This window comes from Bradyrhizobium sp. USDA 4369, assembly GCF_054056435.1.
Genome location: NZ_JBSRYH010000001.1, coordinates 6,954,117 through 6,980,772, shown reverse-complemented (window position 1 = coordinate 6,980,772; position 26,656 = coordinate 6,954,117). Strand labels below are relative to the sequence as shown.

Genomic DNA, 26,656 nt, shown 5'->3' with positions numbered 1-26,656 from the left:
GTTAGCTTCGGTCCACCCGCGTCGCAGAGCCCCGGCATGGCCAAACCGCAGATCCCGCATCCGATCCTCTCGACGGCCCGGCTGCGGCTGCGCCAGTTCCGTGAGGACGACACCGCCGCCATGCACCGCTGCTTCAGCGACAGAGACGCGATGCGGTTCTGGGATCATCAGGTGCATACCAGGCCGAGCGAGAGCGAGCGCGCCGTTCGCCGCTTCATCGATTGCACGCCGTCCTACTACCGGTTCTGGGCGATCGCCGAGGCCGGAACCGACCTCTGCATCGGCATGGTCAACTACCACGACGGTCACATGCGCCAACGGCGCGTCACGATCGGCTACATCGTCGATCCCGCCCGGCAGCGCGACGGCATCGCCACCGAGGCTGTCGCTGCGATGCTCGACTTCTGCTTCGGTGAGCTCGGCCTGCACCGCGTGCAGGCTTTGATCCATCCCGACAACGCCGCGTCGCGCAAACTGGCCGAAAAGCTCGGCTTCCGCTGCGAAGGTCGGCTGCGCGACCACCAGCGCGTCGGCGGCGAATGGCGCGACGACATGCTGTATGCGTTGCTGAAGACGGATGCGCGTGGCAGAGCCGCCCCATGAGACCTCGTCCGGCCGTCGCCACCGTGAGGCGACCACGAAAGCCTTCCTGTTCGATCTCGACGGCACGCTCGCAGCCAGCGAGGTCTTGAAGGCCCGCGCGCTGGCATCTGCTCGCCCTGTCGCGATTGAGCGTGGATGCGACGACGACGCGGGTATTCGAGGACTCGCTGGCAGGGCTGAAGTCGGCGAAAGCGGCCGGCTGCCGCTGCATCGCCGTCCGCCGCAGCTTCAACAGCCGGGACGATTTCTCCGCAGCGGACGGAGAAATACGAAGCTTCGAGGGGCTAGCTCCTGCCAGCCCCTACGCCCCACCGGCCGCGCCTGGGATATCGAGCCTGGCTTGATAGGACTTGAGCAGTAATGATAAGTTGGTACCGCCGCTGCCCGGCATGAAGCAGCGGCAAGGCCAAGTTTCCTTGCGCGCTTCGTTAACGCGCCTCGAACGAGCTTGCCTTAGTTGGCTAGCTGTGGAGCCTCAGGAGGTTGTCCTCGGTTAAACCGAGTCTGCTGATAGGCGGCTGGGAGTTTATGCCGCCGTGAGGCCGGTGCCAATTATACTGGTGCAGCCAGATGGGCAGTTGCGCGGCGCGCTGATCGGAAGTGGGATAGGTGTGTGCATAAGCCCACTCCCGGAGCGCTGTCTGGATAAAGCGTTCAGCCTTGCCATTGGTTCTGGGCGTGTAGGGCTTGGTGCGGATATGCTTGAGACCAATATCGCGGCAGGCCTTATCGAAATCGAAGCCGATATAGCAGCCTCCGTTGTCAGTCATGACGCGGGTGACGGTAACGCCCAAGCTCTTGTAGTGAGCGACAGCGGCCTTGAGAAACGCAACAGCACTCTCGGCGGTCTGATCCGGCTTGAGCTGTGAAAAAGCGACACGGGAGTGGTCATCGATGCAGACATGCATGTACTCCCAGCCAAGACCGCGACAATGACTATAACCGTTCCGATTACCGGTGACGCGATGGCCGCTTTGCGCGAAACGGCCGAGCTTTTTGATATCGATATGGATCATCTCGCCGGGCGCAGCGTGCTCATAGCGACGCACCGGTTCGATCGGCTCCAGATCACGGATTCGGTTCAGCCCCAGCCGTCGCAGAACGCGGCTGACCGTGGCCGGCGACACCTTAACCTCAGCCGCAATCTGCTTGCCGGTGTGGCGCTGACGGCGCAGAGCCTCGATAGCGGTACATGTGGCAGCAGTGGTTTGGCCTGGCGATGAGTGCGGTCTGGAGGAGCGATCGAGCAATCCCTCGACACCTTCCTCGCGGAACCGCCTCACCCATTTGGCTACGGTCTTCGGCGTCGTATTGTACTGGTAAGCAGCTTCAGCATAGCTCAGCCCACCGTCTACGACACTGCGCACCATCGCCTCTCGACCTTTCGGTGTCATAGGCGCATTCTTGTGGACGTCCATCTGGTCTCTCCTTGGAACACTGAAGCTTCGCAACCTCAGCTTCCTCGGTTCAGACCGGATGGACAACCTCCTGGAAGACCACAGCTAGCCACCTACTTGAGAAGTCGCGCGCAGTCTTATAGCGGCTGACTGCGACGTCATCTTCGCAGGGCACTGCGATCGGATCCCGAGCCACCTCAAATTCACGGTCTGCGATGTAACCGACGGTGAAACACTTCTGCTGGTGCTCACCCAGCGCTCTGTTCTTCACCTTGAACGTGAGCGCGATGAAACCAGCTTCAAGAATCCGATTCTTCCATTTCACCGTTCCATAGTCACGCAATTCGCTGGCCACGCTTTCCAGTTCCCAGTCGTTGGCAATCTGCTCCAGGTACCACGTCGCCAATGCCGGCCACCACTGCCTCACATAGGTTCTGTCGGCGCGTTCGCTGTTCTCCGCAAATTCCTTTACGCGATCCGTTATGAGCTCCTGCAGCCCTCGCGCTAACGCGCCGTTCTCCTTCTGCAGTTTGTCTTGCCGGTCGCGCTTTTCCTCGCCGGATTGCCTCAGTCGGAGTTCCGCGCGCAACTGATCATCTTTCCTCCTCTGGTCCAATTGCTGTTCTTCGCGCAGCGATCTGGCTTCGGCTTCAGCGACATTCTTTGTTTCCGCCTCAAGGTCGACGGTAGTGAACCAAATCGGCAGGACATGATAGTTGAGTTTGTCTCGCTGCAAGCCCGTAATCAAATCGCGCAAATCCTTGGAGGAGCTGTAAATCGCTCCGCACTGACCGCGCTTGGTCGACACAAAGGCGGTCTCGATCGAAGTAGAAATGACCTTCGGCGCGGAGCCAAGCTCAATCTGCAGCCGATCAGCGGCGCGAGTGATAAGGCTCTCATGGGCTTTCTGGTGATCGGAGACCGCTTGACACACGACAGAAGTTCCGTTCGCAATCGAGACGAAACCAAAGCCGTCGATGGCTCGTTTTTGTAGATCGTTCTCGAGTTGAAGACTCTTGATGCTGTCCGCGTTCCTCGCGGTCTGCAACTCGCGGTCGCTAAGGCTCCCAAGCAGCGTGAAAAGACCTCTGTCGACAGCCTTCAGAATGGCGCTCGCAACATTGGCCGGAAGTGTCGCAAACAGACCTCTGTTGACGGCAACGAGATCGTAGCGCTCCAGGCGATCTGCCGCGCATGGGGATGCCGATACTTCGAACGTACGGACACCTTTCTCGGAGATTTTGGCTTTGAGCTCGGACATGCCGAAGGCGTCGAGGTTGGCGTCATGCAGAAAGCACAATGTTGCGCTGCCGCGGTCGAATACGAGGTCACCACGGATATTTCTCACCACGTTCGCTTGGCCGCTTTCGTTCACGAGGATCAAGGTCTCATCCAGGGGGCCGTCCACGAGCAGACGGTTACGATCGGTTGCCGCTGGCAGAGAATTCCGACTCTGTATCGGATGTTTGGCTCGATAGTCGTGGTAGTCCTGTTGAAGGCGCAATTGGGCCAATTCTCGCTCGGAGTCGGAGATGGCTTGCTTGAGAGCATTCGTTTCCGGACGGACGAGCACTTCAGACAAGCGAGCTTTCAGTTTGATGAGGGTCTGCACGTTATCGGAGGTAATGTTCCGCTTTGCGTAACTTTCAGAAAAGTCAGAAATTGTTCGCGCGGTGTCAGAGAGTTGATCTAACTCGGCTTTTGCGGATTCCTGGCGCGCTTCTTCCCGAGAGATTCGAAAACGTTTGAACTCCGGAATTTCCTCGAGGCGACGTTGTAAGGCGGAGAGCGCTTCTGACGTCTTGCTTGGATCTTTGGTGCTGAGCGCCGCCTTTAATGCGGCGACAAGCGGTCCCACTTCAAGGGGTACTAGGCTGGCGTTCTTCTGCGCGAACTCAGATAAGTCGCCCAGGGTGTTCTCGGCGTTGACGCGTACAGCGTTTGCAGCTTCTTCCCTCTGCTTCTGCCGGATCTCGTCTGCCTTTTGGTCGAGTGCATCGATGCCCGCTCGGATTTGCCTTGCGCAGCTCTCAGCGCCTTCTTTGGCGGCACGGATGGACTCGGACCGTGCCAGCGCTTTCGCGATGTCCGCGCCTCGTTGCTGAGCTCTTGAAGATGCATTGTCCCGCTCCGAGGAGCGTCGATTGAGGTCCTGCTCGGCGGCAGTCATTGTCGGCCGCAGTCGCTCCAGTTCCTGTTTCATCTCCCGTTGCCGAGCTTTGGTCGGTTCTGCCTTGAGTTCGTGCTCGCGCTCAGTGACCTTTTCAGAGACGGCATTCAGCCGAGCTTGGCTTTCGGCGACAGCATCGCTCAGTTTTTGCACGTCCATCAAGAGCTTCCGGCGCTCGTCAGCTGGCTGTGTGAGAGCCGATTGTTGCTTCTCGGCAGCCTCTATGTCCCGGCTCAATTGGTCGATCTGGGCGAGTTGAGCGTCCAGTTTGGCACGGTACGTCTGAGCACTGGAAGAAATGGCGGCAACAGCTATTTCCATGGCTGTCCCGGACGTAGCAACTGTGCCTGCGGCGATGCGCGCTGCCTGCTCGTTTGTGTCGCCCAAGCACGAAGCTGCGGTTTCCGCCGATGGCGATGCTGTCATCGTCGTCAGCCTTGCAGCCCCATCCTTGGCCACCTGATTTGTGGGATCGATCAGCAGAGCGTATTGATAGTCTTTGAGCGCGTCATCCGTGTTCGAGCCGGATGCTTCGAGAGCTTTGGCGCGAGAGAGGCGAGACCAGATGAAGTTCGTCTTTAGGGCGATGGCCTTATTCAGGGCTGATACAGCGTTTGCCGCGTCATTCAGGCCCAAATAGGCCGCGCCGAGATTGGCGTAGGCGTAGGAGTATTTCGGGTTCAGATCAATGGCAGTCTTGCAGTCCGACAGCGCAGGTTGATATGCCTGCTTCTGATTGTAGGCGGAGCAGCGGCCATCGAAGGCGTCGGCAAGGCGTACCCGGTCGGCACCTTTCGCGTCGATCACCTTTGTACAGCCGGCGAGCCGCGCTGCAGTGTCAGAAGACTGACAATCTTTCCAGGGGTCAGATGGGATCTGCGGCGACGGATTGGCATTCGCCTGTGGACCCACTGTCGTTCGGGTGGCTAGAGTTGATGCATCGATAGCGAAGAAGCGCAGTCGCCCAAGCCCATTGGCGTCATGGCTTTCTGCCCACACAAAGCCGGGACCGCCGGAAACCCGGTATATGGGAAGGTTCTGACGTATGGATTCTTGGTAGTTTCCCGCGAAATCGACGAGTAAGCCTCCAGGGGCTCGACCCGAGGCGATCGTCGCGATGGCATTTGCATCCAGCGGCTCCAGAACAACATCGCCCCAATAGGCGATAACGCCGCTCATTCCGGCTGGACGCTGGGGTCTGGAAATGATGCGAGGTTGCTCGCCGTAGGTCCGCGACAGGCGATCGATGTCTTCGCTTGCTTCTCCCGGGTCAAAGAATGCGGGGTCCAGGGAGCGGTTCAGATAGTAAATGCGCCCTTCGTCGGTGTGCAACAGGCTGTACGAAGAAAGGTACTCTCCTCGTGAGGTGCGCTCAGTTCGCTGTTTTTGACACCATGTAAAGCCTGAAAACTGGGCGCTCGGTCGGCATTGGTACTCTTTATAGTTCGGCGTTTCGAACGAAATGGTGCTGCCCAGCGGGACCTTATCCACTCTATATTTGAAAGGACCGCCGGTGGGCTGAGACAGTGGAGGGGGTGCGGGACTCATCCGGCCAAGCTCCGGCGCCGGTTGGGATCGGGTGTTTGCCTGCCGTAGCTCGCCCTGGGCGCGGCAGCTCGCGATGACGTCGGAGACTCGCGTGTCTGATGGGCCAATACCGTTATTCACGAGAACCTGGACGCTGATGCCGCGCTGACGGAGTGTCTCGTCGACGCAGGTCAATGTGATCGGAGGAAGCTTACGCCATTCAGTTTGGCTCGCTTGGGCCATCGCCGACTGCATGATGGCGCCAAACATGTTCATCAAGTCCCGCGAATTCTGGGCGAACGACGAGCTTGCAATGAATCCACATCCAATGATTGTTAAAATGCGAATGATCGACGCGCTGTGAAACCTGCGCATTGTTGTCACCTAAAGCAAAGCGAAGTTCTGATATGATCGAAAAATGATGGCTGCCCAGTTGGCAGTCAATATCAACGCTCGGCTAATCTAAGCAGTAGGTTAGCATGGGGGCGCTGCACGAGGATGTTGACCTTCCGTTTCGATGGCGAAGTCTGCTCGTGGCGTCAATCCGAGCTTCGTCAATGAGACGGTTCTATGGTTTCTAAGGAGGACGGTCGTTCAACTGGACAACCGTGCCATCCGGGGCTGCTCCGGCGAAGTGGCTGATCATGGTCGCTCGATCAGGCGAAATTCCCCTGCGATCTCAACGCGACTCACCTTGTCCAGTCTTTCCTCCACAAATAATCGGCTTTCGCTTTTCCGAAAATCATGATTGTATAGAACCGTCCCGCCTCGGCACGAGCAACTGTGCTGTTGAGGTAGGCCGGCGATCGGCCGGCCTCAAGGCTGGCGCGAGACGCGCCTCCGCCTTCGGCGGCTGAAGGCCTTGACCCCGTCCGCTCGCCGTCCTGTTGGCTTGGCATGCGCTCGGTCGCGGACCGAGCGCGGCGTGGCGCTCGATCAGCTCACCGCAACGCGTGGCGGCTTGGGATTCCACTTCTCCCCGCGGGCGATCATCGTGTTGAGGATGATGATCAACTTGCGCATGCAGGCGATGAGCGCAACTTTCGGCTCCTTGCCCTTGGCGGTGAGGCGCTCATAGTAGGCCTTGAGCACCGGATTATGCTGGGTTGCTGCGCCGAGGCAGGGAAGAAACAGGCCGTTTCTCACCCAGCGCCGGCCACCCTTGATGTGGCGCTCGCCTCGGCGCTTGCCACTGTCATCGTCGTAAGGAGCGACCCCGATCAGGGCGGCGGCGATCTCGTCGCTCACCTTGCCGAGCTCCGGCGCTCCTGCAATGAGGATCGCGGAGGTCGTTCCGGCAAGCCCTGGAACACTTTCGATGATCTCGGCGCGCTCGGCAAACTCCGGTGTGGCCTTGACCTTGGCCGAGATCGCAGCCTCAAGCTTTGCAATCTGTGCCGCGAGCGTCTTCAACACCTGGGAATGGGCCTTCTGCGCCAATCCCGGCACGACATGTTCGTGCTGGTTCTGTAGACGGGTTTTCAGATCCATCAGGTTCTTGCGTGCTTTCACCAGTCCCGCCAGTTCCTCGCGGGCAGCGTCGTAGGTCTGGCTCGGTGCGTCGTTGAACGTCTCGGCGAACCAGGCGATCATCTCCGCATCGATCGTGTCGTTCTTCGCCAGTCGACCGGCCGATAGGGCAAAGTTGCGAACCCGCTTGGGATCGACGATCCGCACCTCCACGCCTGCCTGGCGCAACACCTTGGCCCATTCGCGCTCATAGCCGCCAGTGGCCTCCATGACGGCCTTGTTCACCTTGTGCTTGCGAAGCAAGGCCAACAGCTGGCGGTGCCCTTGCGGAGTGCTCGGGAACGTCTGCCGTAGTCCGAGACCGCGAATGCAGCCGTCCACCTTGTCCTTGGCCACATCGATGCCGGCGACACCGTTTGCGATCTGTGTCATCATCCACTCCCTTCCTTGCCTTGTATGGGCTCGAGGCCCTTGCAACTGTTCGGGTTGAGGAAGATCACCGGAGCTGTCCCTCGCTCTGAAACAGGCTCTGCCGCGTTTGGGGCGTTACGGGCTCAGATCCTGCGACGGGCGGTTTTGCGAGAACCGCCCGTTCGCACATTCTGACAGACTTTCTGAACACAAGGGGCGTATCGCGATCGTCATGACACGCGGGGTGGGATGCGGTGGGCGCTTGGGATCGCAGCATGGCTTGGCCGTGCGGACGAACGGCTCGGGGCGCACGTCGAAAACGTATGGTCCTGGCATCTCGACGCTGATGCAACGCCGGCGGTGAGGATGATCCGCCGGTCACGGGGGCAAGACAGCCGATCCCCGGGGAGAGTACGCATAAGACGTCGATCCATCGCGCAGGGAATGCCGGTTGACGGCTGGACCTGTGGTGACTGCCGCCTGCTTTTTTGCTGCAGGCGGGCCATGGGTTGCGGCCAGCGCCCGGCATTCCCTGCGCCCTCGTTGTCGAAGAGGGTGAAAATGAGATGCAGGCCTCGGGCGATTCATGCCGCGAGAACGAAGGCGCATGCTTTGTGGGCACCGTCATTGCGAGCGCGGCGCGCAGCGCGCAGCGAAGCAATCCAGAGTCCCGCACACCACTCTCGATTGTTTCGCTGCGCTCGCAATGACGCTGTGAAGGCCGCTCTGGGCCTCTCAGGCAGACAGCGTTGTAGCTGGCGATTAGCCTTCCGCTGCCGCAGCACCGCCCTTGTAGATGCGGTGATAGCGCCGGCCGAGATTGGTCATGACCTCGTAGCCGATGGTGCCGAAATGATGCGCGAGTTCGTCGACGGTGATGCCTTCGCCGAGCAGGGTGGCGAAGTGGCCGCGGCGGGCGGCCTTGGGCGGCAGGTCGGTGACGTCGACCGCGATCAGGTCCATCGAAACACGGCCGGCGACGGGGCAGCGCTGGCCGGCGATGACGACGTCGGCGCCGCGGGTGCCGTCATTGGAGCCGGCGGCGCGGAAATAGCCGTCGGCATAGCCGGCCGAGAGGATCGCGATCTTCGTCGGACGGCGCGCGGTCCAGGTGCCGCCATAGCCGACCGTGTCGCCGCGGGCGAGGTCGCGCAACTGCACGATGCGGGCCTTGATCTCGGCGACCGGCTGCATCGGGTTGTCGGACTCCGGCGTTGGATTGATCCCGTAGAGCGCTGCACCGGGGCGCACCATGTCGAACTGGAAGGCGGCGCCGAGGAAGATGCCGGAGGAGGCGGCCAGCGCCGCCGGCACGCCGGTGAACACGCTGGCGACCTCGCGGAAGGTGGTGAGCTGGCGCGCATTCGACGGGCTGTTGAGCTGCTCGGCCGAAGCGAGATGGCTCATGATCAGGGTGATGCCGTGGTCGCCGCTCTGGATGCGCGGGATCATGCCCTGCGCGTCGGTCGGCGTGAAGCCGAGCCGGTTCATGCCGGTGTCGACATGGATGGCGGCGCCGCCCTTCCAGCCGGTGCGGCGGCAGAACATGTCCCATTCGGCGAGCTCGTTGAGGTCGCCGATCACCGGGCGGCAGTTGATCGCGGCGTAGTCTTCGCCTGTGTTCTGGAAGAAGCCGTCGAGGACGTAGAGCGCTGCGCTGTCGGGCAGGGCGCTGCGTGCGACCTTGGCCTCGCCCAGCGTCGCGACGAAGAAGGTCTTACAGCCGGCCGCGGCGAGCGTGCGCGCCACCTGGGGGATGCCGCAGCCATAGGCGTCGGCCTTGATGACGCCGGCGCATTCGGCCGGCACTGCGGTCTTTTCCAGCTTGCGCCAATTGGCGGCCAGCGCGTCGAGATCGATGGTCAGCACGCCGGTGGCGGCGGCAGGCACCAGATCGTCAACCGCCGCTGCGGGCGACTCGACGGGTTTCGTTTCGGGAACACTCATGTGGCGCTTTTACGCGCCACCGTGCCCCGGTTCAACAGCACACGGTCAATAGTCGTGATGCTGTGGCGGCAGACCGTCATGCGCGAGATCGCCGAAGCGGGTGACGGAGGCGTCGAAGTGCAGCTCGACCGTGCCGGTCGGACCGTGACGCTGCTTGCCGATGATCACTTCGGCCTTGCCGAGCGCGAGATCCATTTCCATCTGCCACTTCTGGTGCTCCTCGGTGCCGGGGCGCGGCTCCTTGGCGGCCAGATAGTACTCGCCGCGGTAGACGAACAGCACCACGTCGGCGTCCTGTTCGATCGAGCCGGATTCACGCAGGTCCGACAGCTGCGGTCGCTTGTCCTCGCGATTCTCGACCTGACGCGACAGCTGCGACAGCGCGATGATGGGAACGCTGAGCTCCTTGGCCAGCGCCTTCAAGCTGGTGGTGATCTCGGTGATTTCCTGCACGCGGTTGTCGTTGCCGCGCTTGCCCGAGCCCGACAGCAGCTGGATGTAGTCGATCACCAGGAGGTCGAGGCCCTTCTGGCGCTTCAGGCGGCGGGCGCGCGCCATCACCTGGGCGATCGAGATGCCGCCGGTTTCGTCGACATAGAACGGCAGCGACTGCAGCTCGATCGAGCACTCGCGCAGCTTCTCGAAATCGGCCTCGGTGATGCCGCCGCGGCGGATATGGCTCGACGGAATGCCGCTGCGCTCGGCGATGATACGGGTGGCGAGCTGCTCGCCGCTCATTTCGCACGAGAAGAACCCGACCACGCCGCCCTGAGCGGCCCGATAGGTGCCGTCGGGCTGCAATTCGGGAACATAGGCCTGGGCGACGTTGTAGGCGATGTTGGTGGCGAGCGAGGTCTTGCCCATGCCGGGGCGGCCGGCGAGGATGATCAAGTCGGAGTGCTGCAGGCCGCCCATCTTGGCGTCGAGATCGCGCAGGCCGGTCGAGATGCCCGACAGCTTGCCGTCGCGCTGGAAGGCCTTCGCGGCCATGTCGAGCGCGGTGGTCAGCGCCTGCGAGAATTTCTGGAAGCCGCCGTCATAACGGCCGGACTCGGCGAGCTCGTACAGCCGGCGCTCGGCGTCCTCGATCTGGTTGCGCGGCGCGAAGTCGACCGGCGCGTCATAGGCGACGTTGACCATGTCCTCGCCGATGCCGATCAGGTCGCGCCGCAACGACAGATCGTAGATCGTGCGGCCATAATCCTGCGCGTTAATGATCGTGGTCGCCTCGGCCGCGAGGCGCGCCAGATACTGGCCCACGGTCATGCCGCCGAGATCGACATCGGCCGGCAGGAACGTCTTCAAGGTGACGGGCGTCGCGATCTTGCCCATCCGGATCAGGCTGGAGGCCGTCTCGAAGATGGTCTGATGCAGCGGCTCGAAGAAATGCTTCGGCTCGAGGAAGTCGGACACGCGGTAAAACGCGTCGTTATTGACCAGAATAGCCCCGAGCAGACCCTGCTCCGCCTCGATATTGTGAGGAGCGGTACGGTAGGCCGGTGTCGCCGCGTCAGCAGGCGCCAGCTTGAAGACGTTCGAATCGGTAAGTGCCATGGCGATGTTTAGCAGCTTTGAAGGGGAGGGGATAAAGCGCCAGTCGCGCGCGAAGCGGAAGCGAAAGCTGGTCTCTATTCACCGTCCGGTAAATTTGGTGGATGAATCCGGACTCGCCAGATGACGTGCTTGACGACTCGCCCCGGTGGCAAGGCCGTCGGTCCCGGAGCGGAACTCCGGTGCATCGACGAGGAGCTGACGTCGGGTCGCAGTCGGGGGCGGGCGAGACGAAGGGGGAGGCCGGTGCGCCTTGGCGCGTGGCGGCTGTCAAAAGATCCGCGCGGGGCGTCAGACCAGCAGCAGATAGAGCAGGGCGATGAGGGAGGCGCCCACGCCGGCGGCAATCAGCGCGTAGTCGGTGCTGAAGTCGGTCTGGGGTTCCAGCATGGCTTGGGTCGGGCTCTTGATCATGCCGGGACATTACGGCCGGGCTTTCCCGGGGTCTGTGAGCCAGTTCACAGAACGAACGATTTGTTCGAAAGTTTGAGATGGATGAGGGGCAATTCGTGCGGAAGATGCAGATTACCGAACTGGCATCTTGAGATTGAAACGGGGGGCGCCTGCGGGGCGAGCGGAGACCGCGCGCAGCGCCTCCGCCCGCCGCCTCGCTGTCGCGGAGCGCAGCGGCGCCCGGCTACTCGCCCGCCATCCGCAGCGTTGGACGCGTGCCGCGCTCCAGCGTCCGCAGCCTTGCCTCCTCGCGCTGGATGTAGTCGCGCGTCATTGGCACGACGCCCTGACGCTTGGTCAGCTGGATCTGGAAGTTCATCATGTTCTGCTTGCGGAATGCCATCTCCGAGGCCGCCAGATAGAACTCCCACATCCGCGCAAAGCGCTCGTCATAGAGCTGCACGGCCTCCTCGCGCCGGGCCAGGAATCGCTCGCGCCAGGCTTTCAGCGTCTCCGCGTAGTGCAGGCGCAGGACCTCGATGTCGCAGACCAGCAGCCCCGCGCGCTCGATCGCCGGCAACACTTCCGACAAAGCGGGGATGTACCCGCCCGGGAAGATGTATTTGGCGATCCATGGATTGGTGGCATCCGGCCCTTCGGAGCGGCCGATCGAGTGCAGCACCATGATGCCCTCGTCATCCAGCAGTTCGGCGCAGCGGCGGAAGAACGTGTCGTAGAAGGCAACCCCGACATGTTCGAACATGCCGACCGACACGATGCGGTCGAACGTGCCGGGGACGTCGCGGTAATCCTGCAGCAGGAAGCGCGCGGATCCCGACAGGTTGCGTTCCGCCGCTCGGGCATTGGCGACCTGCAGCTGCTCGTTCGACAGGGTGACGCCGGTCACGTCGGCTCCGGTCATTTCAGCCAGATAGAGGCCGAGCCCGCCCCAGCCGCAGCCGATGTCCAGGATGCGATCGTTGCGGTCGATCAGCAGCTTGGCGGCGAGATGCCGCTTCTTGGCAAGCTGGGCATCGTCCAGCGTCGCATCCGGCGTTTCGAAATAGGCGCAGGAATATTGCCGGTCGGCGTCGAGGAACAGCGCGTAGAGGCGGCCGTCGAGGTCGTAATGATGCGCCACGTTCTGGCGCGACCGTCCGCGGATGTTGAGTTGGCCCAGGTGCCGGATGAGATAGCGCAGCCACCATTGCGGCTTGGCCCAGTCGGGCACGGCCGCCGGCTGACTCATGACGATCGCCAGGAAGTCCGCGACCGAGCCCTGCTCGATCACGAAGCTGCCGTCCATATAGAGCTCGCCGAGCGCCAGTTCGGGGTTCAGCAGCACCCTGCGCTCGGCGTCATGGGTGAGAAATCGCGCTGCGACGGGAACGCCGGTTCCATCCCCACAGCGGAATGTCGTGCCATCCGCGGTCGCAAAACTGATCGACCCGCGGCAAATGAAACGAGACAAAAGACGACGCAGCAAACGGTCCATCCACACCACCCAACGAGCTTATCCCGTGAGATGCTGACTTTCCCGGCTGTCGCACTCGACGCGTTGAGAACCGATTGGTTCCCATTCATCAGGTCGTTATGTTACGCGGCGGGCATATGAACGCCATTGCGTTTGTGACAAAGCGGTTATTCCGAAATCACATCCCAGGCAGGACAGTTGTGGGGCGGGACATCTGTGCGCTTTCATTCCCTCCGCGATCCGCTAAAACGATGCCGCCCGGCCTGTGGTTGGCGGATTTCCGCCATGGGACGGCCGGTGGGGTCGAGGGATCGCCATCGAGGATCGAGGAGCGGCCGCAAGGCGCGCTGTCACGTTCCCCTGATAGCGAGAGGAACACGGCAGCGGGTGTCGCGCTGGCGACGCCGTGTGGGCGAAACGATAGCTGGAGAATGAGGATGGTGGGCCGAGCGCTCAATCTGGCGACGGTGGTGGCTGCGTTCTGCGTGGTGTTTGCGGGCGGGGCCGGCGCGCAGGAAAATCTCGACGCGGGCAAGAGTCCCGCTCAGATCTTCAACGGAACCTGCGTGGTCTGCCACAAATCGCCGCGCGGTCTGGCCAAGAACACGTCGGCGAGCTCGTTGCCCGGCTTTCTGCGGCAGCATTATACGACCAGCCCTGAGATGGCTGGGGTGCTCGCCAACTACCTGATCGCCAACGGCGCGGCCGATGCGCGCGCCACGGGACATTCGGGCAAGGATGGCAAAGACGGCAAGGAGACGCGGGCCGAGCGCCGCGCCCGGTCCGCGGTGAGCGCCGAGCCGTCCGAGGCGAAGCCTGCCGCTGACGATGCGGGCGGCTCGGCCGAGCCGCGCCGCCGGTCCGGCCATCACAAGCGGTCCGAGCGCCCGGCGCCGGCCGAGGGCAAGCCCGAGGCGGCTCCCGAGGCCGGTGCGGCCCCGGCTGCGGCCGATGGCGACGGCCAGTCTCCGGCCAAGGGCCGGCACGGCAAGCGCAAGAAGCCGGCGACGCAGGATGGGGCGGCGGCTGACGAGACCCGCAGCGAGCCGACTGGCGCCACGCGTCCTGCCGCCGCGCGCGACGACTCTGTCGTGCGCTCCGAACCGCCGCGGGTCGCGCCTGCGACCTCGAGCGAGGCAGCGCCGGCACTGCGCGCCGATCCGGTTCCGCCGGTGACCCCGGCCCCCGCGACGACCCAGGCGGTGCCGACGGCTGCGAGCAGCGCCGACGATACCTCGGCGCCGTCCTCGCCGTCGCGCTAGTTACACAAACGAAAAGCCCGGCTCGATGAGCCGGGCTTTATGGTCTTCCGGGGGGCGCTCGTCGCGCTTACTGCGCGGTCTCGCCAGCGGCGGCCTCGTCCTCCTGAGCCTCCGGATCGAAGAACTCGCCGGCGGCGGCGATGGCCTCGGCGGCGGCGTCGCGATCCTCCTGGCGGGTCGAGATGTCCTCGCCGCGCTTGATGCGCTCGGCCTCGTCGGCGCTGCGGGCCACCGTCACGGTCACCGAGGTCTCGACCTCTGGATGGATCGCGATGGTGATCTTTTGCTGGCCGATCGCCTTGATCGGGGCGTCGAGCCAGACCTGCGGACGGTTGACGGTGATGCCGTCGGCGGCGAGCGCGACGACGATGTCACGCACCGAGACCGAGCCGAACAGCTGGCCGGATTCGGACGCCTGGCGGATGATGACGATGTCGCGGCCGTCGATCTTCTCGGCGACCTTGGCGGCCTCACCCTTGGCCTTGATGTTGTTGGCCTCGAGCTCGGCCTTCATGCCCTCATACTTGGCCTTGTTGTCGGCGGTCGCCCGCAGCGCCTTCTTGCGCTTGAGCAGGAAGTTGCGGGCGAACCCGTCCTTGACCTTCACGATCTCGCCCATCTGGCCGAGCTTGGCGACACGTTCCAGCAGAATGACTTCCATCGATGTTCTCCTTGTGATGTTCGGAAGCGGTTGATGAGAGGTTGAGCTTTTACGGCACCGGCAACGGCGGCGGCTGCCGCGGCCCGAAGCGGTGACGGAGGTCGAAGGCGGCGTCGGCGATCCCCAGCGCGATCATCGCCAGCATCGGCACCGGCCAGATGAAGGTGAGCATCAATGCGTAGGCGAGGCCGAGCCAGAGCGGGCGGGTTCGCAAAGGCAGCGTGAGGGTATGGAGCACCGCTAGGCCAGTGAGGGCGTAGGCGGTCAGCAGCGCAGCGGCGGCGATCCGCGCCAGCAGGCCGACGATCCCGCCGGGGAAGCAGAACGCGATGATGGCGCATAGCGCGGCAAGCGTCATCGGCGGCAGCTTGGTATCCCGCAGGCGGGGCCAGGGGCGCATCAGGCGGCCGGAAATCGCGGCGATCTTCGCTGCAATCACGACGCTGAGCGCGAGGATCGTCGTCATGATCATCGCGGCCAAGGGGGGCGCCACGATCAGGAAGAATTCGACAAGGCGCGGAATGTCGACCGTGTCCGGCGGGACGGCGCTGGTGAACACACGCGAGAGCAGGCGCCTCAGGTCATCGTTGGTGGCCGAGACGTCCGTGCCGAACGCAAACGCAACGATCAGCGTCGCAATGGCCGCGATCCACAGCAGGATGCTGCCGGGGGGGTACCATTCAACGCCATCCTGCGGCTCGGTCATCGGCCGGCCAAGCAGGACGAGATGGCCGAGCCACCAGGCCGGCAGCGCAATCGTGACGGCAAAGGCGAGGCCGCGATCCACGCCGAAAATGGCCAGCACGGCCGCCGTGGCTGCGGCACCGCCGATGGCGGCGCAGAGACGTCCCCACGAGATGCCCACGACGATCAGCGGCACCGGCGCAAACAGCGCGAGCAGGATCGACATCGCCGCGCCCGACATGGGAGAGGCAAACATGAGCGCCGAGGCGGCGCCTGCTGCGAGCGCGATGAGAAGCAGTCCGATCATCAGCTGTCCCGCTCCCTTCGAGCGGTTAGAGGCCAACTCGCCCCAACCATCGGCGACCGGACGACCCGGAAGCCTTATGAGAATTCTCAGTATTCGAGACGAGGAATCGGCGGCGCAAGGCCGCCGATTCCTGACCGCCGTTCAGCGGATGACGTAAGGCAGCAGGCCGAGGAAGCGGGCGCGCTTGATGGCGCGGGCCAGCTCACGCTGCTTCTTGGCGGACACCGCCGTGATGCGGCTCGGCACGATCTTGCCGCGCTCGGAGACGTAGCGCATCAGGAGCTTGGAGTCCTTGTAGTCGATCTTCGGCGCGTTCGGCCCGGAGAACGGGCAGGTCTTGCGGCGGCGGAAGAACGGGCGACGTGCGGGGGCTTCAGCCATTGATCTTACTCCTCGTCCGCAGTTTCTTCGTCACGGGGCCGGCGCGGGCCACGATCGCCACGGTCACCGCGATCGCCACGGAAGCCGCCGCCATCGCGCTCACCGCGGAAGCCGCCGCCGCGGTCGTCGCGCTCACGGTCGCGATCGGCCTTGCGCATCATCGCCGACGGGCCTTCCTCGAGCTCGTCGACGCGGACGCTGAGGTAACGGATGACGTCTTCGCTGATCCGCTCCTGACGCTCGATCTCGGCGATCGCCGCCGACGGCGCGTCGATGTTGAGCAGCACGAAGTGCGCCTTGCGGTTCTTGTTCATGCGGTAGGTGAGGGAGCGAACGCCCCAATTCTCAGTCTTGGTGACCTTGCCGCCGAGACCTTCGACGATACCGGTCATCTGAGTCGTCAGTTCTTCCACCTGCTGGGTGCTCGCGTCCTGACGTGCGAGGAAAACATGCTCGTAAAGCGGCATGGCTGTCCTTTCCAAGTTGGCGCAGATCCCGGCGTCAAGCCCTTCGAGCCCTTGTGGAAAGGACTCGCAGACGTCAGCTCAGAAGGCGGGAACACGGGACGACGGGCCGACTGGCCCTGCCACATCAAAGTCGCCTGGAAATCACTGAGATTAGAAAATCGCTGCGATTAGACAGGGAGATTTTGCTGAGACCGTCCGTTCAGCTCCCGGCTCGGGATCCACGGATGGCGCGCCTTATACCGATTTTCGGCCCCAAGGCAAGGGAAAGTGGTCGAATTGCGCCCGTCACGCGCTTGACATCACGGCCTTGGCCAGTGTCTTTCCGGCCAAAGTTACTCAATTCCAGGGATTTTGGAACGTTCAGGGAGCGGCCATGACGGCAGCATTCACTTTTCCGGGGCAGGGGTCCCAGGCCGTCGGCATGGGCAAGGCGTTGGCAGACGCCTTTCCGGAGGCTCGCGCGGTGTTCGAGGAGGTAGATACCGCCCTTGGCGAGAAGCTGACCGCGATTATCTGGGACGGCCCGGCCGAAACCCTGCAGTTGACGGAAAATGCCCAGCCCGCCTTGATGGCGGTCTCGATGGCGGCCTTGCGGGTGCTCGAGGCCGAGGCCGGGTTCTCGGTCGGCCGTGACGCAGCCTTTGTCGCCGGTCACTCGCTCGGCGAGTATTCGGCGCTGGCGGCCTCCGGCAGTCTTAGCATTGCGGACACCGCGCGCCTGCTGCGGACGCGCGGCTTGGCCATGCAGAAAGCCGTTCCCGTCGGGGTTGGCGCCATGGCCGCGTTGCTCGGCATGGATTACGAGGCCGCGGTCGCGGTGGCCGAGGAGGCTGCTCAAGGCGAGGTCTGCCAAGCGGCCAACGACAATGGCGGCGGCCAAGTGGTCGTTTCCGGCAACAAGGCCGCAGTCGATCGCGCTGTCGAAATTGCGCGCGCCAAAGGCGCGAAGCGCGCGATGCTGCTGCCGGTCTCGGCGCCGTTCCACTGCAAGCTGATGCAGCCGGCGGCCGAAGTCATGGCAGAGGCGCTGTCGAAAGTGACGATCAAGGCGCCGGCGGCGCCGCTGGTGTCGAACGTGCTCGCGGCACCGATCAGCGACCCCGACGAGATTCGCCGTCGGCTGGTCGAGCAGGTCACGGGCACGGTGCGCTGGCGCGAATCGATCGCCTATATGGCAGGTCAAGGCGTGACGCGCTTTTTCGAGATCGGCGCCGGCAAGGTCCTGAGTGGTCTGGTCAAGCGGATCGCGGATGGAGCCGTCGGCGTCGCTGTCGGCGGTCCGGCGGACATTGCGGCCGCCAAGGACGCGCTGGCCGCGGCCAAAACGGCGTAACGGGCTGCGTGTAGCGGCATTGATGGAGAGTTGAATGTTCGATCTGAGTGGCAGGACCGCGCTGGTCACCGGCGCGACCGGCGGTATCGGCAATGCGATCGCCAAGGCTCTGCACGCGCAGGGGGCGACGGTTGCGATTTCCGGCACGCGCCGCGACGTGCTGGAAACGCTGGCGGGTGAGCTGGGCAGCCGTGTGCATGTGCTGCCCTGCAATCTGTCGGATAGTGCCGAGGTCGAGGCGTTGGTGCCGGCCGCGGAGCAGGCCATGGGCCAGGTCGATATTCTCGTGGCCAACGCTGGCATCACGCGTGACAACCTGTTCGTGCAGCTGCGTGACGAAGACTGGGACGAGGTCATCAAGGTCAATCTGACCGCGACCTTCCGTCTGGCGCGTGCCGCGACGAAACTGATGATGCGCAAGCGTTTCGGCCGAATCATCGCGATCACGTCGATCGTCGGCGTGACCGGCAATCCCGGGCAGGGGAATTATACGGCTTCCAAGGCCGGGCTCATCGGCATGATCAAGACGCTCGGTGCGGAATATGCCAAGCGCGGCGTGACCGCGAACTGCATTGCGCCTGGTTTCATCAAGACGCCGATGACCGATGCGCTGAACGACAAGCAGCGCGAGACGATCCTGGCCAAAGTGCCCGCGGCGCGACTCGGCACGCCCGAGGATATTGCTGCAGCTGCGGTGTACCTCGCCTCCAACGAGGCGGCCTACGTCACGGGGCAGACGATCCACGTCAATGGCGGCATGGCCATGATCTAAGCGTCTCCGCGGCTCGGAATGCGGCGAAAAGACGTCGCAATCGATCTCCCGGTCCGAGTCGCCAAGGATTCGCGTGTATGGTAACTGGGCCGCCGATGGGGGCACGAAGAACGCCATTGCAGGATTTCCAAACCCTGTATATTGGCGGGGCGAGCTGCCATCGTTCGCCGGGCCTCCGTCGGCTGGTGCTGCTGATCCGGGGTCCTGTTTGAGCGCTCTGGGTCGGAGGCGTGCCGGACTCGTGGAGTCCTTGAGGATTGGAGTTTGTGAGTGGCCCCGTTTCCGAAGTTTTCGGACCGCAAGTCGTCCGCCAGATTTCGGTAAAGGGGCGCTGCGGGGCAAATCTGGTTTTGCGCGATCGCGAAGGAAGTTTAACGGCCGGGGTGATGCGGATCATCCGGGGGTCGGGTCTTAAAGGAACAAGCACGAGGTTGAACGATGAGTGAGATTGGCGAGCGGGTTAAGAAGATCGTGGTCGAGCACCTTGGTGTCGAGCCCGAGAAAGTGGTCGACAACGCGAGCTTCATTGACGATCTCGGTGCCGACAGCCTCGACACGGTCGAGCTCGTGATGGCCTTCGAGGAAGAGTTCGGTTGCGAGATCCCTGACGACGCCGCGGAGACGATCCTCACCGTGGGCGACGCCACCAAGTTCCTTGAGAAGAACGCCAAGAGCTGATCCTCAGGCGAGCGTTGCGCGAAACCGGCCGGCCCGTCTTGTGCGGCCGACCGGTTTCTTGCTGTTGGCGGCGTCGTAAGGAGTCGTCAGATTGGGCCGGCAGTGCACGATTCGGCGGCACGACCCGGCCAGAACGTGTTGCTCGAAACAACGTGTTGCTCGAAACAATGACCCGAGGTGCGGCGACCGTCGTCCGCCGGTCAACGACCGCCCAAGATCGGGTCTGGAGAAACAAACATGAGGCGGGTTGTCGTCACTGGCCTTGGCATGGTTTCGCCGCTTGGCTGTGGGGTGGAAACGACCTGGCAGCGCATCCTGCAGGGTAAGAGCGGGGCTCGCAAGATCGAGACGTTCGACGTCTCCGATCTGCCGGCCAAGGTGGCTTGCCAGGTGCCGCGTGGTGATGGGACCGACGGCGCGTTCAATGCCGACCAATGGATGGAGCCGAAGGACCAGCGCAAGGTTGACGATTTCATCATCTTCGCCATGGCGGCTGCGCGCCAAGCGCTTGACGATGCCAATTGGCACCCGTCGACGGAAGAGGACCGTTGTGCCACCGGCACCTTGATCGGCTCCGGCATCGGCGGCCTGTCGGGCATCGCCGACACCGCGATTCTCCTGAAGGAGCGCGGTCCGCGGAAGGTGTCGCCCTTCTTCATCCCCGGACGTCTGATCAACCTCGCGTCGGGCTATGTCTCGATCGAGCATGGCCTGAAGGGCCCCAACCATTCGGTGGTCACGGCGTGTTCGACGGGCGCACATGCCATCGGCGACGCCAGCCGTCTGATCGCGCTTGGCGATGCCGACGTCATGGTGGCCGGCGGCACGGAATCGCCGATCTGCCGGATTGGCATGGCCGGATTCTGCGCGGCCCGGGCGCTGTCCACCGGCTTCAATGAGACGCCGGAGAAAGCTTCGCGTCCCTACGACAAGGATCGCGATGGCTTTGTGATGGGCGAGGGCGCCGGCATCGTGGTGCTCGAGGCGTATGAGCATGCGAAGGCGCGCGGCGCCCGGATCTACGCCGAGGTGAGCGGTTACGGACTGTCGGGCGATGCCTATCACATCACCTCGCCATCGCCGGATGGCGACGGCGGTTTCCGTAGCATGAGCGCGGCCATGAAGCGCGCCGGCATCACGGCCGCGGATATCGACTACATCAATGCGCACGGCACCTCGACGCAGATCGGTGATGAGATCGAACTCGGCGCGGTCGAGCGCCTGCTCGGCAACGCAGCATCGAGGATCTCGATGTCCTCGACCAAGTCGTCGATCGGCCATCTGCTCGGCGCTGCCGGCGCTGTCGAAGCGATCTTCTGCATTCTCGCGATTCGGGATAATATCGCGCCGCCGACCATCAATCTGGAGAACCCGTCGGTCGAGACCGCGATCGACCTCGTGCCGCAGACCGCTCGCAAGCGGGAGATCAACGTGGCGCTGTCGAACTCGTTCGGGTTCGGCGGCACCAATGCTTCGGTGATCTTGCGACGCGTGGTGGGTTAGTGTGGAAGGACGGATGACCGCTGCGACTGCTTGTCGTTTCGTCACGCGGATATCCGACCACAGCCACACTAGAACCCAAGAGTTCGCGTGTCCTCGCAGGACGAGCAGGCTCGATGAGGCACGGAACCGGCCGTCCATGGCCATGAGATCCGGCGAGAACACCTTTTCGCCGGATTCGATGATGAAGCGTGAGGGTGGGCGTAGACGTGACGTCGCCGCGTGGGGAGCGCACGGCGGCGACGAGAGCGACAGCACTGAAGGTTGCATCGATGAGTGAACGGCCGCCCATCTCGCCCCGTAGTCCGCGCGCAGCGCTTGAGCCCGAGCGGGTGCCGCCGCCGCCGCGTCGTTCCGATCGGGCTCGCAATCCGTTTGTCGTCGTCGGCAATGCGATCATCACGTTGCTGCTTCTGGCCATGATCGGAGCGGGAGCTGCGTATTACTACGGGCGGCAGATCCTGGAGGCCCCGGGGCCGTTGCAGGACGACAAGATCGTCAACATTCCCCAGCGCGCGGGCAAGCGCGACATCGCGGACGTGCTTGCCCGCGAGGGCGTGATCGACGTCAATCCCTGGATCTTCATCGGTGGCGTGTATGCGTTGAAGGCGAGTTCCGACCTGAAGCCCGGCGAGTATGCGTTCCAGAAGAATGCGTCGCTGCGCGACGTGATCGGCGTGATCGTCGAGGGCAAGGTTGTGCAGCATGGGGTCACGATTCCCGAAGGTCTGACCTCCGAGCAGATCGTGGCCCGCCTCTCGGACAACGAGATATTCACCGGCAGTGTTCGTGAAATTCCGCGCGAGGGAACGCTCCTTCCGGAGACCTACAAATTCCCGCGTGGCACGAGTCGCGAGCAGGTCATTCAGCGCATGCAGCAAGCGCAGAAGCGTGTGCTGGCCGAGATCTGGGAGCGCCGCAGCCCTGATTTGCCCGTGCGGACGCCAGAACAGCTGGTGACGCTCGCCTCGATCGTCGAGAAGGAAACGGGCAAGCCGGACGAGCGCAGCCGGGTCGCCGCAGTTTTCGTCAATCGCTTGAAGCAGAAGATCAAGCTGCAGTCGGATCCCACGATCATCTACGGTCTCGTCGGCGGCAAGGGGACGCTGGGACGTCCGATCAAGCGCAGCGAAATCACACAGCCCTCGCCGTACAACACCTATGTGATCGAGGGGCTGCCCCCGGGGCCGATCTCAAACCCGGGCCGGGCGTCCCTGGAAGCCACGGCCAACCCGGCACGGACACGCGACCTCTATTTCGTGGCCGACGGCACCGGCGGTCACGCCTTCACCGAGACCTACGATCTGCACCAGAAGAACGTCGCCAAGCTGAGGGCGATGGAGCGGCAGACCCAGAACGACACGGTCGAGCCTGAGGAGGCGCCGGCGGCCACCGCAGCGGGCGCCGTTGATCCGGCCGCCGCGGCAGCAGCACCGCGTACGCCGACGGGGGCCAAGAAGCCGCCGGCCAATCGCGCATCGGGCGCTCCGGCGCCTGCTGCTGCGGGCGGAAGGCAGGGCGCGGCGCAATCGAGCCCGCCGGTCGTTCAGCAATAATTGTCCACGCGCCCCGGCCGCGCAGAACCGGGCTTAACATTTGGCCAAAAGGCCGTAAGGTTCGCGCACTTTTGGTGGGGCGAGTCTGTCGCTCGTTTCTGATGTGCCGGAGATATTGACGAAATGGCGCTGTCGAGCATGACCGGCTTTGCCCGTAGCCACGGGGCAAGCGGTCCCTACTCGTTCGAGTGGGAGTTGAAGTCCGTCAACGCCAAGGGACTGGACGTCCGCGTGCGGCTGCCGCAGGGCTGGGACGAGGTCGAGGCTTTCGCGAAGAAGCGCGCAACCGAAGTGCTGTCCCGCGGCACTGTCTATGCGAACCTGACCGTCAAGCGCACCGAGACTGGCGCGACGGTTCGCATCAACGAGGACGTTCTGGCGGCCGTGGTCAAGGTGGCGAGCTCGCTGTCCGGCCGGATCGACGCGGTCGCCCCGAGCATCGACGGGCTGCTGTCCATTAAGGGCGTGATCGAGGTGGCCGAGCCGGAGAGCGACGAGGCCGAGGACAAGGCGGCCAAGGAGGCTGCCATCGCCGCGTTCGAGACGGCTCTGAAACATCTGGTGGAGATGCGCCGCCGCGAGGGAGAATCGCTCGGCCAGATTCTCAATCAGCGTGTCGATGAGATTGAGGCGCTGGCGGGCAGGGCCGAAGCCTCGCCCGGGCGCAAGCCGGAAGCGATCAGGGCGCGGCTCGCGGAGCAGGTTGCGGCCTTGCTCGAAACCTCCGATCGTTTCGATCCCGACCGCCTGGCGCAAGAGGCGCTGCTGATCGCGGCCAAGGCCGATGTGCGCGAGGAGCTCGATCGTATCGCCTCGCATGTCGCGCAGGCCCGCGAGATGCTCGGCAAGGGCGGCCCGGTCGGGCGCCGGCTCGATTTCCTCGCGCAGGAATTCCACCGCGAGGTCAACACCTGCTGCTCGAAGTCGAACGACATCGAGCTGACCAACATAGGACTCGAGCTGAAGACCGTGGTCGAGCAGTTTCGCGAACAGGTTCAGAATCTGGAGTGATCCATGGCGGCTCACGACGGAAGCTTCGACGGGGTGGAACGGCGCGGTCTGATGTTCGTGCTGTCGTCACCCTCGGGGGCGGGCAAGACGACGCTGTCGCGGCTGCTGATCGAGCGCATGCCGGGCCTGCAGATGTCGGTGTCGGCGACGACACGTCCGATGCGCCCTGGTGAGGTCGATGGACGTGACTATCACTTCGTCGACCGTGGGCGCTTCGAGGACATGGTCAAGCGCAACGAGCTGCTCGAATGGGCGACCGTGTTCGACAACCGCTACGGCACGCCGCGCGCGCCGGTCGAGGCGGCTCTTTCGGCCGGGCAGGATGTTCTGTTCGACATCGATTGGCAGGGCACGCAGCAGCTGCGCGAGAAGGCACGACAGGACGTAGTCAGCGTGTTCATCCTGCCGCCATCCGCTGCCGATCTCGAGAAGCGGCTGCATACGCGCGCGCAGGATTCCGACGAGGTCATTCGCGGGCGCATGAGCCGAGCCAGCCACGAGATGAGCCACTGGGCCGAGTACGACTACATCGTCATCAACCGCAATGTCGACGACGCCTTTGCCGAAGTGCAGTCGATCCTGAAGGCCGAGCGGCTCAAGCGCGAGCGCCGGACTGGACTGACGACCTTCGTGCGTGAGCTGCAGCGCCAGCTCGAAGGCTGACGCGCCGGCTCAGGCCCGGCGCCCGAGGCGCGCCAGGATGTCCTGAATGCCGTCGAGCGACTCATCCTGCTGGATGTTGCGCGGCCGCGGCCGCAACGCCTGAGGGCGCGGAATGAAGTCGAGCGGCGGTGTCGCCGCATCCTCGACCGGAGGCGGGACGAACAGCGCACGTTGCTGCGGCTGGCGTCGTGACGGCTCGCGGACGGCAGGGGCCGGCGGCAGCGAAGGTCGCGATTCCAACATGCTCAACAGCTGCGCCGCCGGATCGTCCTGCTCGGCGGCGATCTGCTGCTGCGTCTGCGGTGCAAACGCCTCGTCGCGCGCGTCGGAGCCATCTGCTTCCAGTTCGTCTTGCGCCAGCGCGAAGCGGGACTCCAGCAGGTTGATCAAGGCCGCAGCGGGATCATCGAGGTCAGCGTCGTCGCTGTGAGGCGCCGCGGGCTCCGGCTCGAAGGTCGAGGCGTCCTGCGGCTGCTGGGGGGGCTGCCGCGCCGCATGGGCGCGGAGCGTCTCGATCAGCGCAGCCGCCGGATCCGCGGATGAAGCTGCACTTGCGGCGACCGCGTCGGCGGACATCGCAGGCCTCGGAGGCGCGGTGGCGTGTCCGTTGCGGAGGCGATCGACCAAGGACGGCGCTGGCGGCGCGGCCTGCGATGCGCCGATGTCGGCGGCGGGTGCGGCGTCCGCCATTTCGGGCATGGACGGTTGCGATGCGCGTCGCTTGGCCGCGCGGGACACCAGAAGGGCAGCAATCACCTTGGCCGCATCCACCGGCGCGGCGCCTGGCGTTTGCGACGCGGCATTGCCGGTGCGGGCCTTGCGCAAGGCCGATACGATCTCGGCGACATCCACCGGGGCGGGCGGGGTCGCCGGCGCAGCCGGCGCGCCCATCTGGGACGGTGCCGCAGAAGCGGGGGCCGCGATCTGCGCGTCAGGCGGTTGCGCGCCCGGCCAGGCCGCAGCGGGGCGGGTCTGGGCGGACCAGCCCTGGGGGGCCATCTCGGCCGAAGAAGCGCTGGCATTGGCAGCGGCCGCTTGCGGGGCAGCAAACGCGGGCGCTGTTGCTGGCGGGACCGCAGGGGCGATCTGGGCTGAGGTGATCGGCATGTCGGCCGATGCCATAGATCCCTGCGCCATCGATCCCTGGGTCTGGACGCCTTGTGAGAGGACGGCCTGGGCCATCATTGCGGAGTGGCGCCCCGCGGCACGGGCCGCGAGATCATCGGCGGCCTGCCAGACGGCCTCGGCTGGTTGCAGCTTCGGCAACTCGGCTGCCTGATCCCAATCGTGTCGGCTGGGAACGTCGTTCGAAGGATCCGGATAGGGGGCGGGCGCCGCGGCTCGGGGCCTCGCGCCGGCCTGATCCTGTGTCGCGGCGGACAGCCGGGCGCTGGCGAGGTCGAGCGCCGATGCCGTCTCCTGGGTTCGAAAGCCGTTGCCCGCGGCAGATCCGTTGCGGGCGCTGCGCTGACCGAAGGCCGGCGCTTTTGCTTTTGTCCGCGGCTTCGCGCGCGAGCGCCGCGTCCGTGCCGCCATTTGCCACTCCGCGCCGCGGCGCCGCTTCCGTCCCATCCGGCTGAGACGGTAGAGGGCGCTGGCCAGCAGGCCGGAGATCGCGAGGGCGCCGAACACCACGAGCATCAGCACGTGGATGGGGGCTTCCGGCTTGGCGGACTTCGACGCCGCCGTCATCGGCCCCTCGGCGGGCGGTGCTGCATTGGCGTCCAGTTCAACATTATCGTCCGCGGCGATCGCCGCTGCCGGCTGCGAATCGGATATCGCCGGCTCGGTCTGCGGCGGCGGCGAGGACGGCCATGGCGAGGCGTCGAGACTGCGCGGCAGGTTGGCGTCGGAGGCCGTCAGTGTGGTCGGCGTGATCGCGACATTCTGTGGCTTCGGCGTGCCTCGGATGGCAAGGTCCGTGCGGACACGCGGCTGAGGCGCATCTGCCAGGGCTTCGGCGTTGGCGCGGGGCGCTGGGCCATCGGTTCGTTTTGCGGTCAGTTTGGGCGGCGCAGGCTGGGCAAAGTCCCAGGGAGCCGGCTGCTGCGGCGTCCGCGGTGGGGCCGCAATGTCGCGGGTGTTGCCGTTGGCGTCCTTCAGATACCAGCAGCGCCGATTGGTGCCGCGATCGAAGCGGTAGTACCAGCGTTGTGCGTCGGACTTCTCGCCAGTCGGCTCAGTGAGGCAGTCATCCGCAGCGATGGCTACGCGCGGCGACACGGCAATCACGACGATTCCGGCTGCAATGGCGAATGCAACTCCTGCCGTTCGGCCTGCCATTGGTGACTCCGGATACGCGACGCAACGGCGCGTTCTCGGAAAGAAGTTAGGTCGCAATGAGCCCCAATTCCGGATTAATTCTGACTGGCCGTTTTCACTGTGGACTGAGGCATTTTTTCCACAAGCAGATCGCCATGCGGGCTCCGCTGCTGGAT

At 64.1% G+C, this 26,656-nt stretch carries 21 protein-coding genes; 9 read left to right on the top strand and 12 right to left on the bottom strand.

Features of this window, described 5'->3' with window-relative positions:
• Positions 1–36: 36 nt before the first annotated feature.
• Complete coding sequence (locus ACVIJ6_RS31665; protein ID WP_456775921.1) at positions 37–603, top strand: GNAT family N-acetyltransferase; 567 nt, start codon at positions 37–39, stop codon at positions 601–603.
• Positions 604–1,064: 461 nt separating this feature from the next.
• Here ACVIJ6_RS31665 and ACVIJ6_RS31660 read toward each other — a convergent pair whose 3' ends face one another.
• The 7 genes from ACVIJ6_RS31660 to ACVIJ6_RS31630 form a co-directional block, all read right to left on the bottom strand.
• A complete protein-coding gene (locus ACVIJ6_RS31660; RefSeq protein WP_456775608.1) occupies positions 1,065–2,021 on the bottom strand; it encodes an IS481 family transposase in 957 nt (318 codons plus the stop codon).
• Between the two features lie 49 nt (positions 2,022–2,070).
• On the bottom strand, positions 2,071–6,072 hold the full coding sequence (locus ACVIJ6_RS31655; protein ID WP_456775920.1) for a hypothetical protein: 4,002 nt from the start codon (positions 6,070–6,072) through the stop codon (positions 2,071–2,073).
• Between the two features lie 561 nt (positions 6,073–6,633).
• Positions 6,634–7,599 (bottom strand): IS110 family RNA-guided transposase, encoded by a 966-nt coding sequence (locus ACVIJ6_RS31650; protein WP_456772807.1) that lies wholly within the window; start codon positions 7,597–7,599, stop codon positions 6,634–6,636.
• Between the two features lie 741 nt (positions 7,600–8,340).
• Complete coding sequence (gene alr, locus ACVIJ6_RS31645; RefSeq protein ID WP_456775919.1) at positions 8,341–9,525, bottom strand: alanine racemase; 1,185 nt, start codon at positions 9,523–9,525, stop codon at positions 8,341–8,343.
• 45 nt (positions 9,526–9,570) lie between these two features.
• The gene (locus ACVIJ6_RS31640) at positions 9,571–11,079 is read right to left on the bottom strand and encodes a replicative DNA helicase (protein ID WP_456775918.1); all 1,509 of its coding nucleotides are present in this window, start codon (positions 11,077–11,079) and stop codon (positions 9,571–9,573) included.
• 288 nt (positions 11,080–11,367) lie between these two features.
• Complete coding sequence (locus ACVIJ6_RS31635) at positions 11,368–11,490, bottom strand: hypothetical protein (protein WP_283817396.1); 123 nt, start codon at positions 11,488–11,490, stop codon at positions 11,368–11,370.
• A 223-nt stretch (positions 11,491–11,713) separates the two neighbouring features.
• A complete protein-coding gene (locus ACVIJ6_RS31630) occupies positions 11,714–12,964 on the bottom strand; it encodes a class I SAM-dependent methyltransferase (RefSeq protein WP_456775917.1) in 1,251 nt (416 codons plus the stop codon).
• Positions 12,965–13,380: 416 nt separating this feature from the next.
• On the opposite strand from ACVIJ6_RS31630, the gene ACVIJ6_RS31625 reads away from it, so the two are divergent.
• Positions 13,381–14,205, top strand: coding sequence for a hypothetical protein (locus ACVIJ6_RS31625; RefSeq protein WP_456775916.1), 825 nt, complete (start codon positions 13,381–13,383; stop codon positions 14,203–14,205).
• Positions 14,206–14,272: 67 nt separating this feature from the next.
• Here ACVIJ6_RS31625 and rplI read toward each other — a convergent pair whose 3' ends face one another.
• The 4 genes from rplI to rpsF all read right to left on the bottom strand — a co-directional run bounded on the left by rplI (position 14,273) and on the right by rpsF (position 16,705).
• The gene (rplI, locus tag ACVIJ6_RS31620; RefSeq protein ID WP_456775915.1) at positions 14,273–14,866 is read right to left on the bottom strand and encodes a 50S ribosomal protein L9; all 594 of its coding nucleotides are present in this window, start codon (positions 14,864–14,866) and stop codon (positions 14,273–14,275) included.
• Between the two features lie 49 nt (positions 14,867–14,915).
• On the bottom strand, positions 14,916–15,857 hold the full coding sequence (locus ACVIJ6_RS31615) for a hypothetical protein (RefSeq protein ID WP_456775914.1): 942 nt from the start codon (positions 15,855–15,857) through the stop codon (positions 14,916–14,918).
• Between the two features lie 141 nt (positions 15,858–15,998).
• Entirely contained in the window at positions 15,999–16,238 is a 240-nt protein-coding gene (rpsR, locus tag ACVIJ6_RS31610; RefSeq protein ID WP_008963441.1) for a 30S ribosomal protein S18, read from the bottom strand.
• A gap of 5 nt (positions 16,239–16,243) precedes the next feature.
• The gene (gene rpsF / locus ACVIJ6_RS31605) at positions 16,244–16,705 is read right to left on the bottom strand and encodes a 30S ribosomal protein S6 (protein ID WP_012043898.1); all 462 of its coding nucleotides are present in this window, start codon (positions 16,703–16,705) and stop codon (positions 16,244–16,246) included.
• Between the two features lie 373 nt (positions 16,706–17,078).
• Between rpsF and fabD the strand changes: the two genes are divergently transcribed.
• The 7 genes from fabD to gmk all read left to right on the top strand — a co-directional run bounded on the left by fabD (position 17,079) and on the right by gmk (position 24,218).
• Positions 17,079–18,038, top strand: coding sequence for an ACP S-malonyltransferase (gene fabD, locus ACVIJ6_RS31600; protein ID WP_456775913.1), 960 nt, complete (start codon positions 17,079–17,081; stop codon positions 18,036–18,038).
• Positions 18,039–18,072: 34 nt separating this feature from the next.
• Positions 18,073–18,810 (top strand): 3-oxoacyl-[acyl-carrier-protein] reductase, encoded by a 738-nt coding sequence (gene fabG / locus ACVIJ6_RS31595; RefSeq protein WP_456775912.1) that lies wholly within the window; start codon positions 18,073–18,075, stop codon positions 18,808–18,810.
• A 438-nt stretch (positions 18,811–19,248) separates the two neighbouring features.
• On the top strand, positions 19,249–19,488 hold the full coding sequence (locus tag ACVIJ6_RS31590) for an acyl carrier protein (protein WP_006610957.1): 240 nt from the start codon (positions 19,249–19,251) through the stop codon (positions 19,486–19,488).
• A 237-nt stretch (positions 19,489–19,725) separates the two neighbouring features.
• The gene (gene fabF / locus ACVIJ6_RS31585) at positions 19,726–20,991 is read left to right on the top strand and encodes a beta-ketoacyl-ACP synthase II (protein ID WP_456775911.1); all 1,266 of its coding nucleotides are present in this window, start codon (positions 19,726–19,728) and stop codon (positions 20,989–20,991) included.
• 269 nt (positions 20,992–21,260) lie between these two features.
• A complete protein-coding gene (gene mltG, locus ACVIJ6_RS31580; RefSeq protein ID WP_456775910.1) occupies positions 21,261–22,544 on the top strand; it encodes an endolytic transglycosylase MltG in 1,284 nt (427 codons plus the stop codon).
• 123 nt (positions 22,545–22,667) lie between these two features.
• Complete coding sequence (locus tag ACVIJ6_RS31575; protein ID WP_456775909.1) at positions 22,668–23,555, top strand: YicC/YloC family endoribonuclease; 888 nt, start codon at positions 22,668–22,670, stop codon at positions 23,553–23,555.
• Positions 23,556–23,558: 3 nt separating this feature from the next.
• Positions 23,559–24,218 carry a guanylate kinase gene (gene gmk / locus ACVIJ6_RS31570; protein ID WP_456775908.1) on the top strand — a complete coding sequence of 220 codons (660 nt, stop codon included), beginning with the start codon at positions 23,559–23,561 and terminating at the stop codon, positions 24,216–24,218.
• A gap of 9 nt (positions 24,219–24,227) precedes the next feature.
• On the opposite strand, the gene ACVIJ6_RS31565 is transcribed toward gmk, so the two are convergent.
• On the bottom strand, positions 24,228–26,501 hold the full coding sequence (locus ACVIJ6_RS31565) for a hypothetical protein (protein ID WP_456775907.1): 2,274 nt from the start codon (positions 26,499–26,501) through the stop codon (positions 24,228–24,230).
• Positions 26,502–26,656: the final 155 nt, after the last annotated feature.

Bases quoted from the DNA above. Each gene is read 5' to 3' on its own strand.
- ACVIJ6_RS31665 (WP_456775921.1), top strand. From the start codon at position 37: ATGGCCAAACCGCAGATCCCGCATCCGATCCTCTCGACGGCCCGGCTG.
- ACVIJ6_RS31660 (WP_456775608.1), bottom strand. From the start codon at position 2,021: ATGGACGTCCACAAGAATGCGCCTATGACACCGAAAGGTCGAGAGGCG.
- ACVIJ6_RS31655 (WP_456775920.1), bottom strand. From the start codon at position 6,072: ATGCGCAGGTTTCACAGCGCGTCGATCATTCGCATTTTAACAATCATT.
- ACVIJ6_RS31650 (WP_456772807.1), bottom strand. From the start codon at position 7,599: ATGACACAGATCGCAAACGGTGTCGCCGGCATCGATGTGGCCAAGGAC.
- alr (WP_456775919.1), bottom strand. From the start codon at position 9,525: ATGAGTGTTCCCGAAACGAAACCCGTCGAGTCGCCCGCAGCGGCGGTT.
- ACVIJ6_RS31640 (WP_456775918.1), bottom strand. From the start codon at position 11,079: ATGGCACTTACCGATTCGAACGTCTTCAAGCTGGCGCCTGCTGACGCG.
- ACVIJ6_RS31635 (WP_283817396.1), bottom strand. From the start codon at position 11,490: ATGATCAAGAGCCCGACCCAAGCCATGCTGGAACCCCAGACCGACTTC.
- ACVIJ6_RS31630 (WP_456775917.1), bottom strand. From the start codon at position 12,964: ATGGACCGTTTGCTGCGTCGTCTTTTGTCTCGTTTCATTTGCCGCGGG.
- ACVIJ6_RS31625 (WP_456775916.1), top strand. From the start codon at position 13,381: ATGGTGGGCCGAGCGCTCAATCTGGCGACGGTGGTGGCTGCGTTCTGC.
- rplI (WP_456775915.1), bottom strand. From the start codon at position 14,866: ATGGAAGTCATTCTGCTGGAACGTGTCGCCAAGCTCGGCCAGATGGGC.
- ACVIJ6_RS31615 (WP_456775914.1), bottom strand. From the start codon at position 15,857: ATGATCGGACTGCTTCTCATCGCGCTCGCAGCAGGCGCCGCCTCGGCG.
- rpsR (WP_008963441.1), bottom strand. From the start codon at position 16,238: ATGGCTGAAGCCCCCGCACGTCGCCCGTTCTTCCGCCGCCGCAAGACC.
- rpsF (WP_012043898.1), bottom strand. From the start codon at position 16,705: ATGCCGCTTTACGAGCATGTTTTCCTCGCACGTCAGGACGCGAGCACC.
- fabD (WP_456775913.1), top strand. From the start codon at position 17,079: ATGACGGCAGCATTCACTTTTCCGGGGCAGGGGTCCCAGGCCGTCGGC.
- fabG (WP_456775912.1), top strand. From the start codon at position 18,073: ATGTTCGATCTGAGTGGCAGGACCGCGCTGGTCACCGGCGCGACCGGC.
- ACVIJ6_RS31590 (WP_006610957.1), top strand. From the start codon at position 19,249: ATGAGTGAGATTGGCGAGCGGGTTAAGAAGATCGTGGTCGAGCACCTT.
- fabF (WP_456775911.1), top strand. From the start codon at position 19,726: ATGAGGCGGGTTGTCGTCACTGGCCTTGGCATGGTTTCGCCGCTTGGC.
- mltG (WP_456775910.1), top strand. From the start codon at position 21,261: ATGAGTGAACGGCCGCCCATCTCGCCCCGTAGTCCGCGCGCAGCGCTT.
- ACVIJ6_RS31575 (WP_456775909.1), top strand. From the start codon at position 22,668: ATGGCGCTGTCGAGCATGACCGGCTTTGCCCGTAGCCACGGGGCAAGC.
- gmk (WP_456775908.1), top strand. From the start codon at position 23,559: ATGGCGGCTCACGACGGAAGCTTCGACGGGGTGGAACGGCGCGGTCTG.
- ACVIJ6_RS31565 (WP_456775907.1), bottom strand. From the start codon at position 26,501: ATGGCAGGCCGAACGGCAGGAGTTGCATTCGCCATTGCAGCCGGAATC.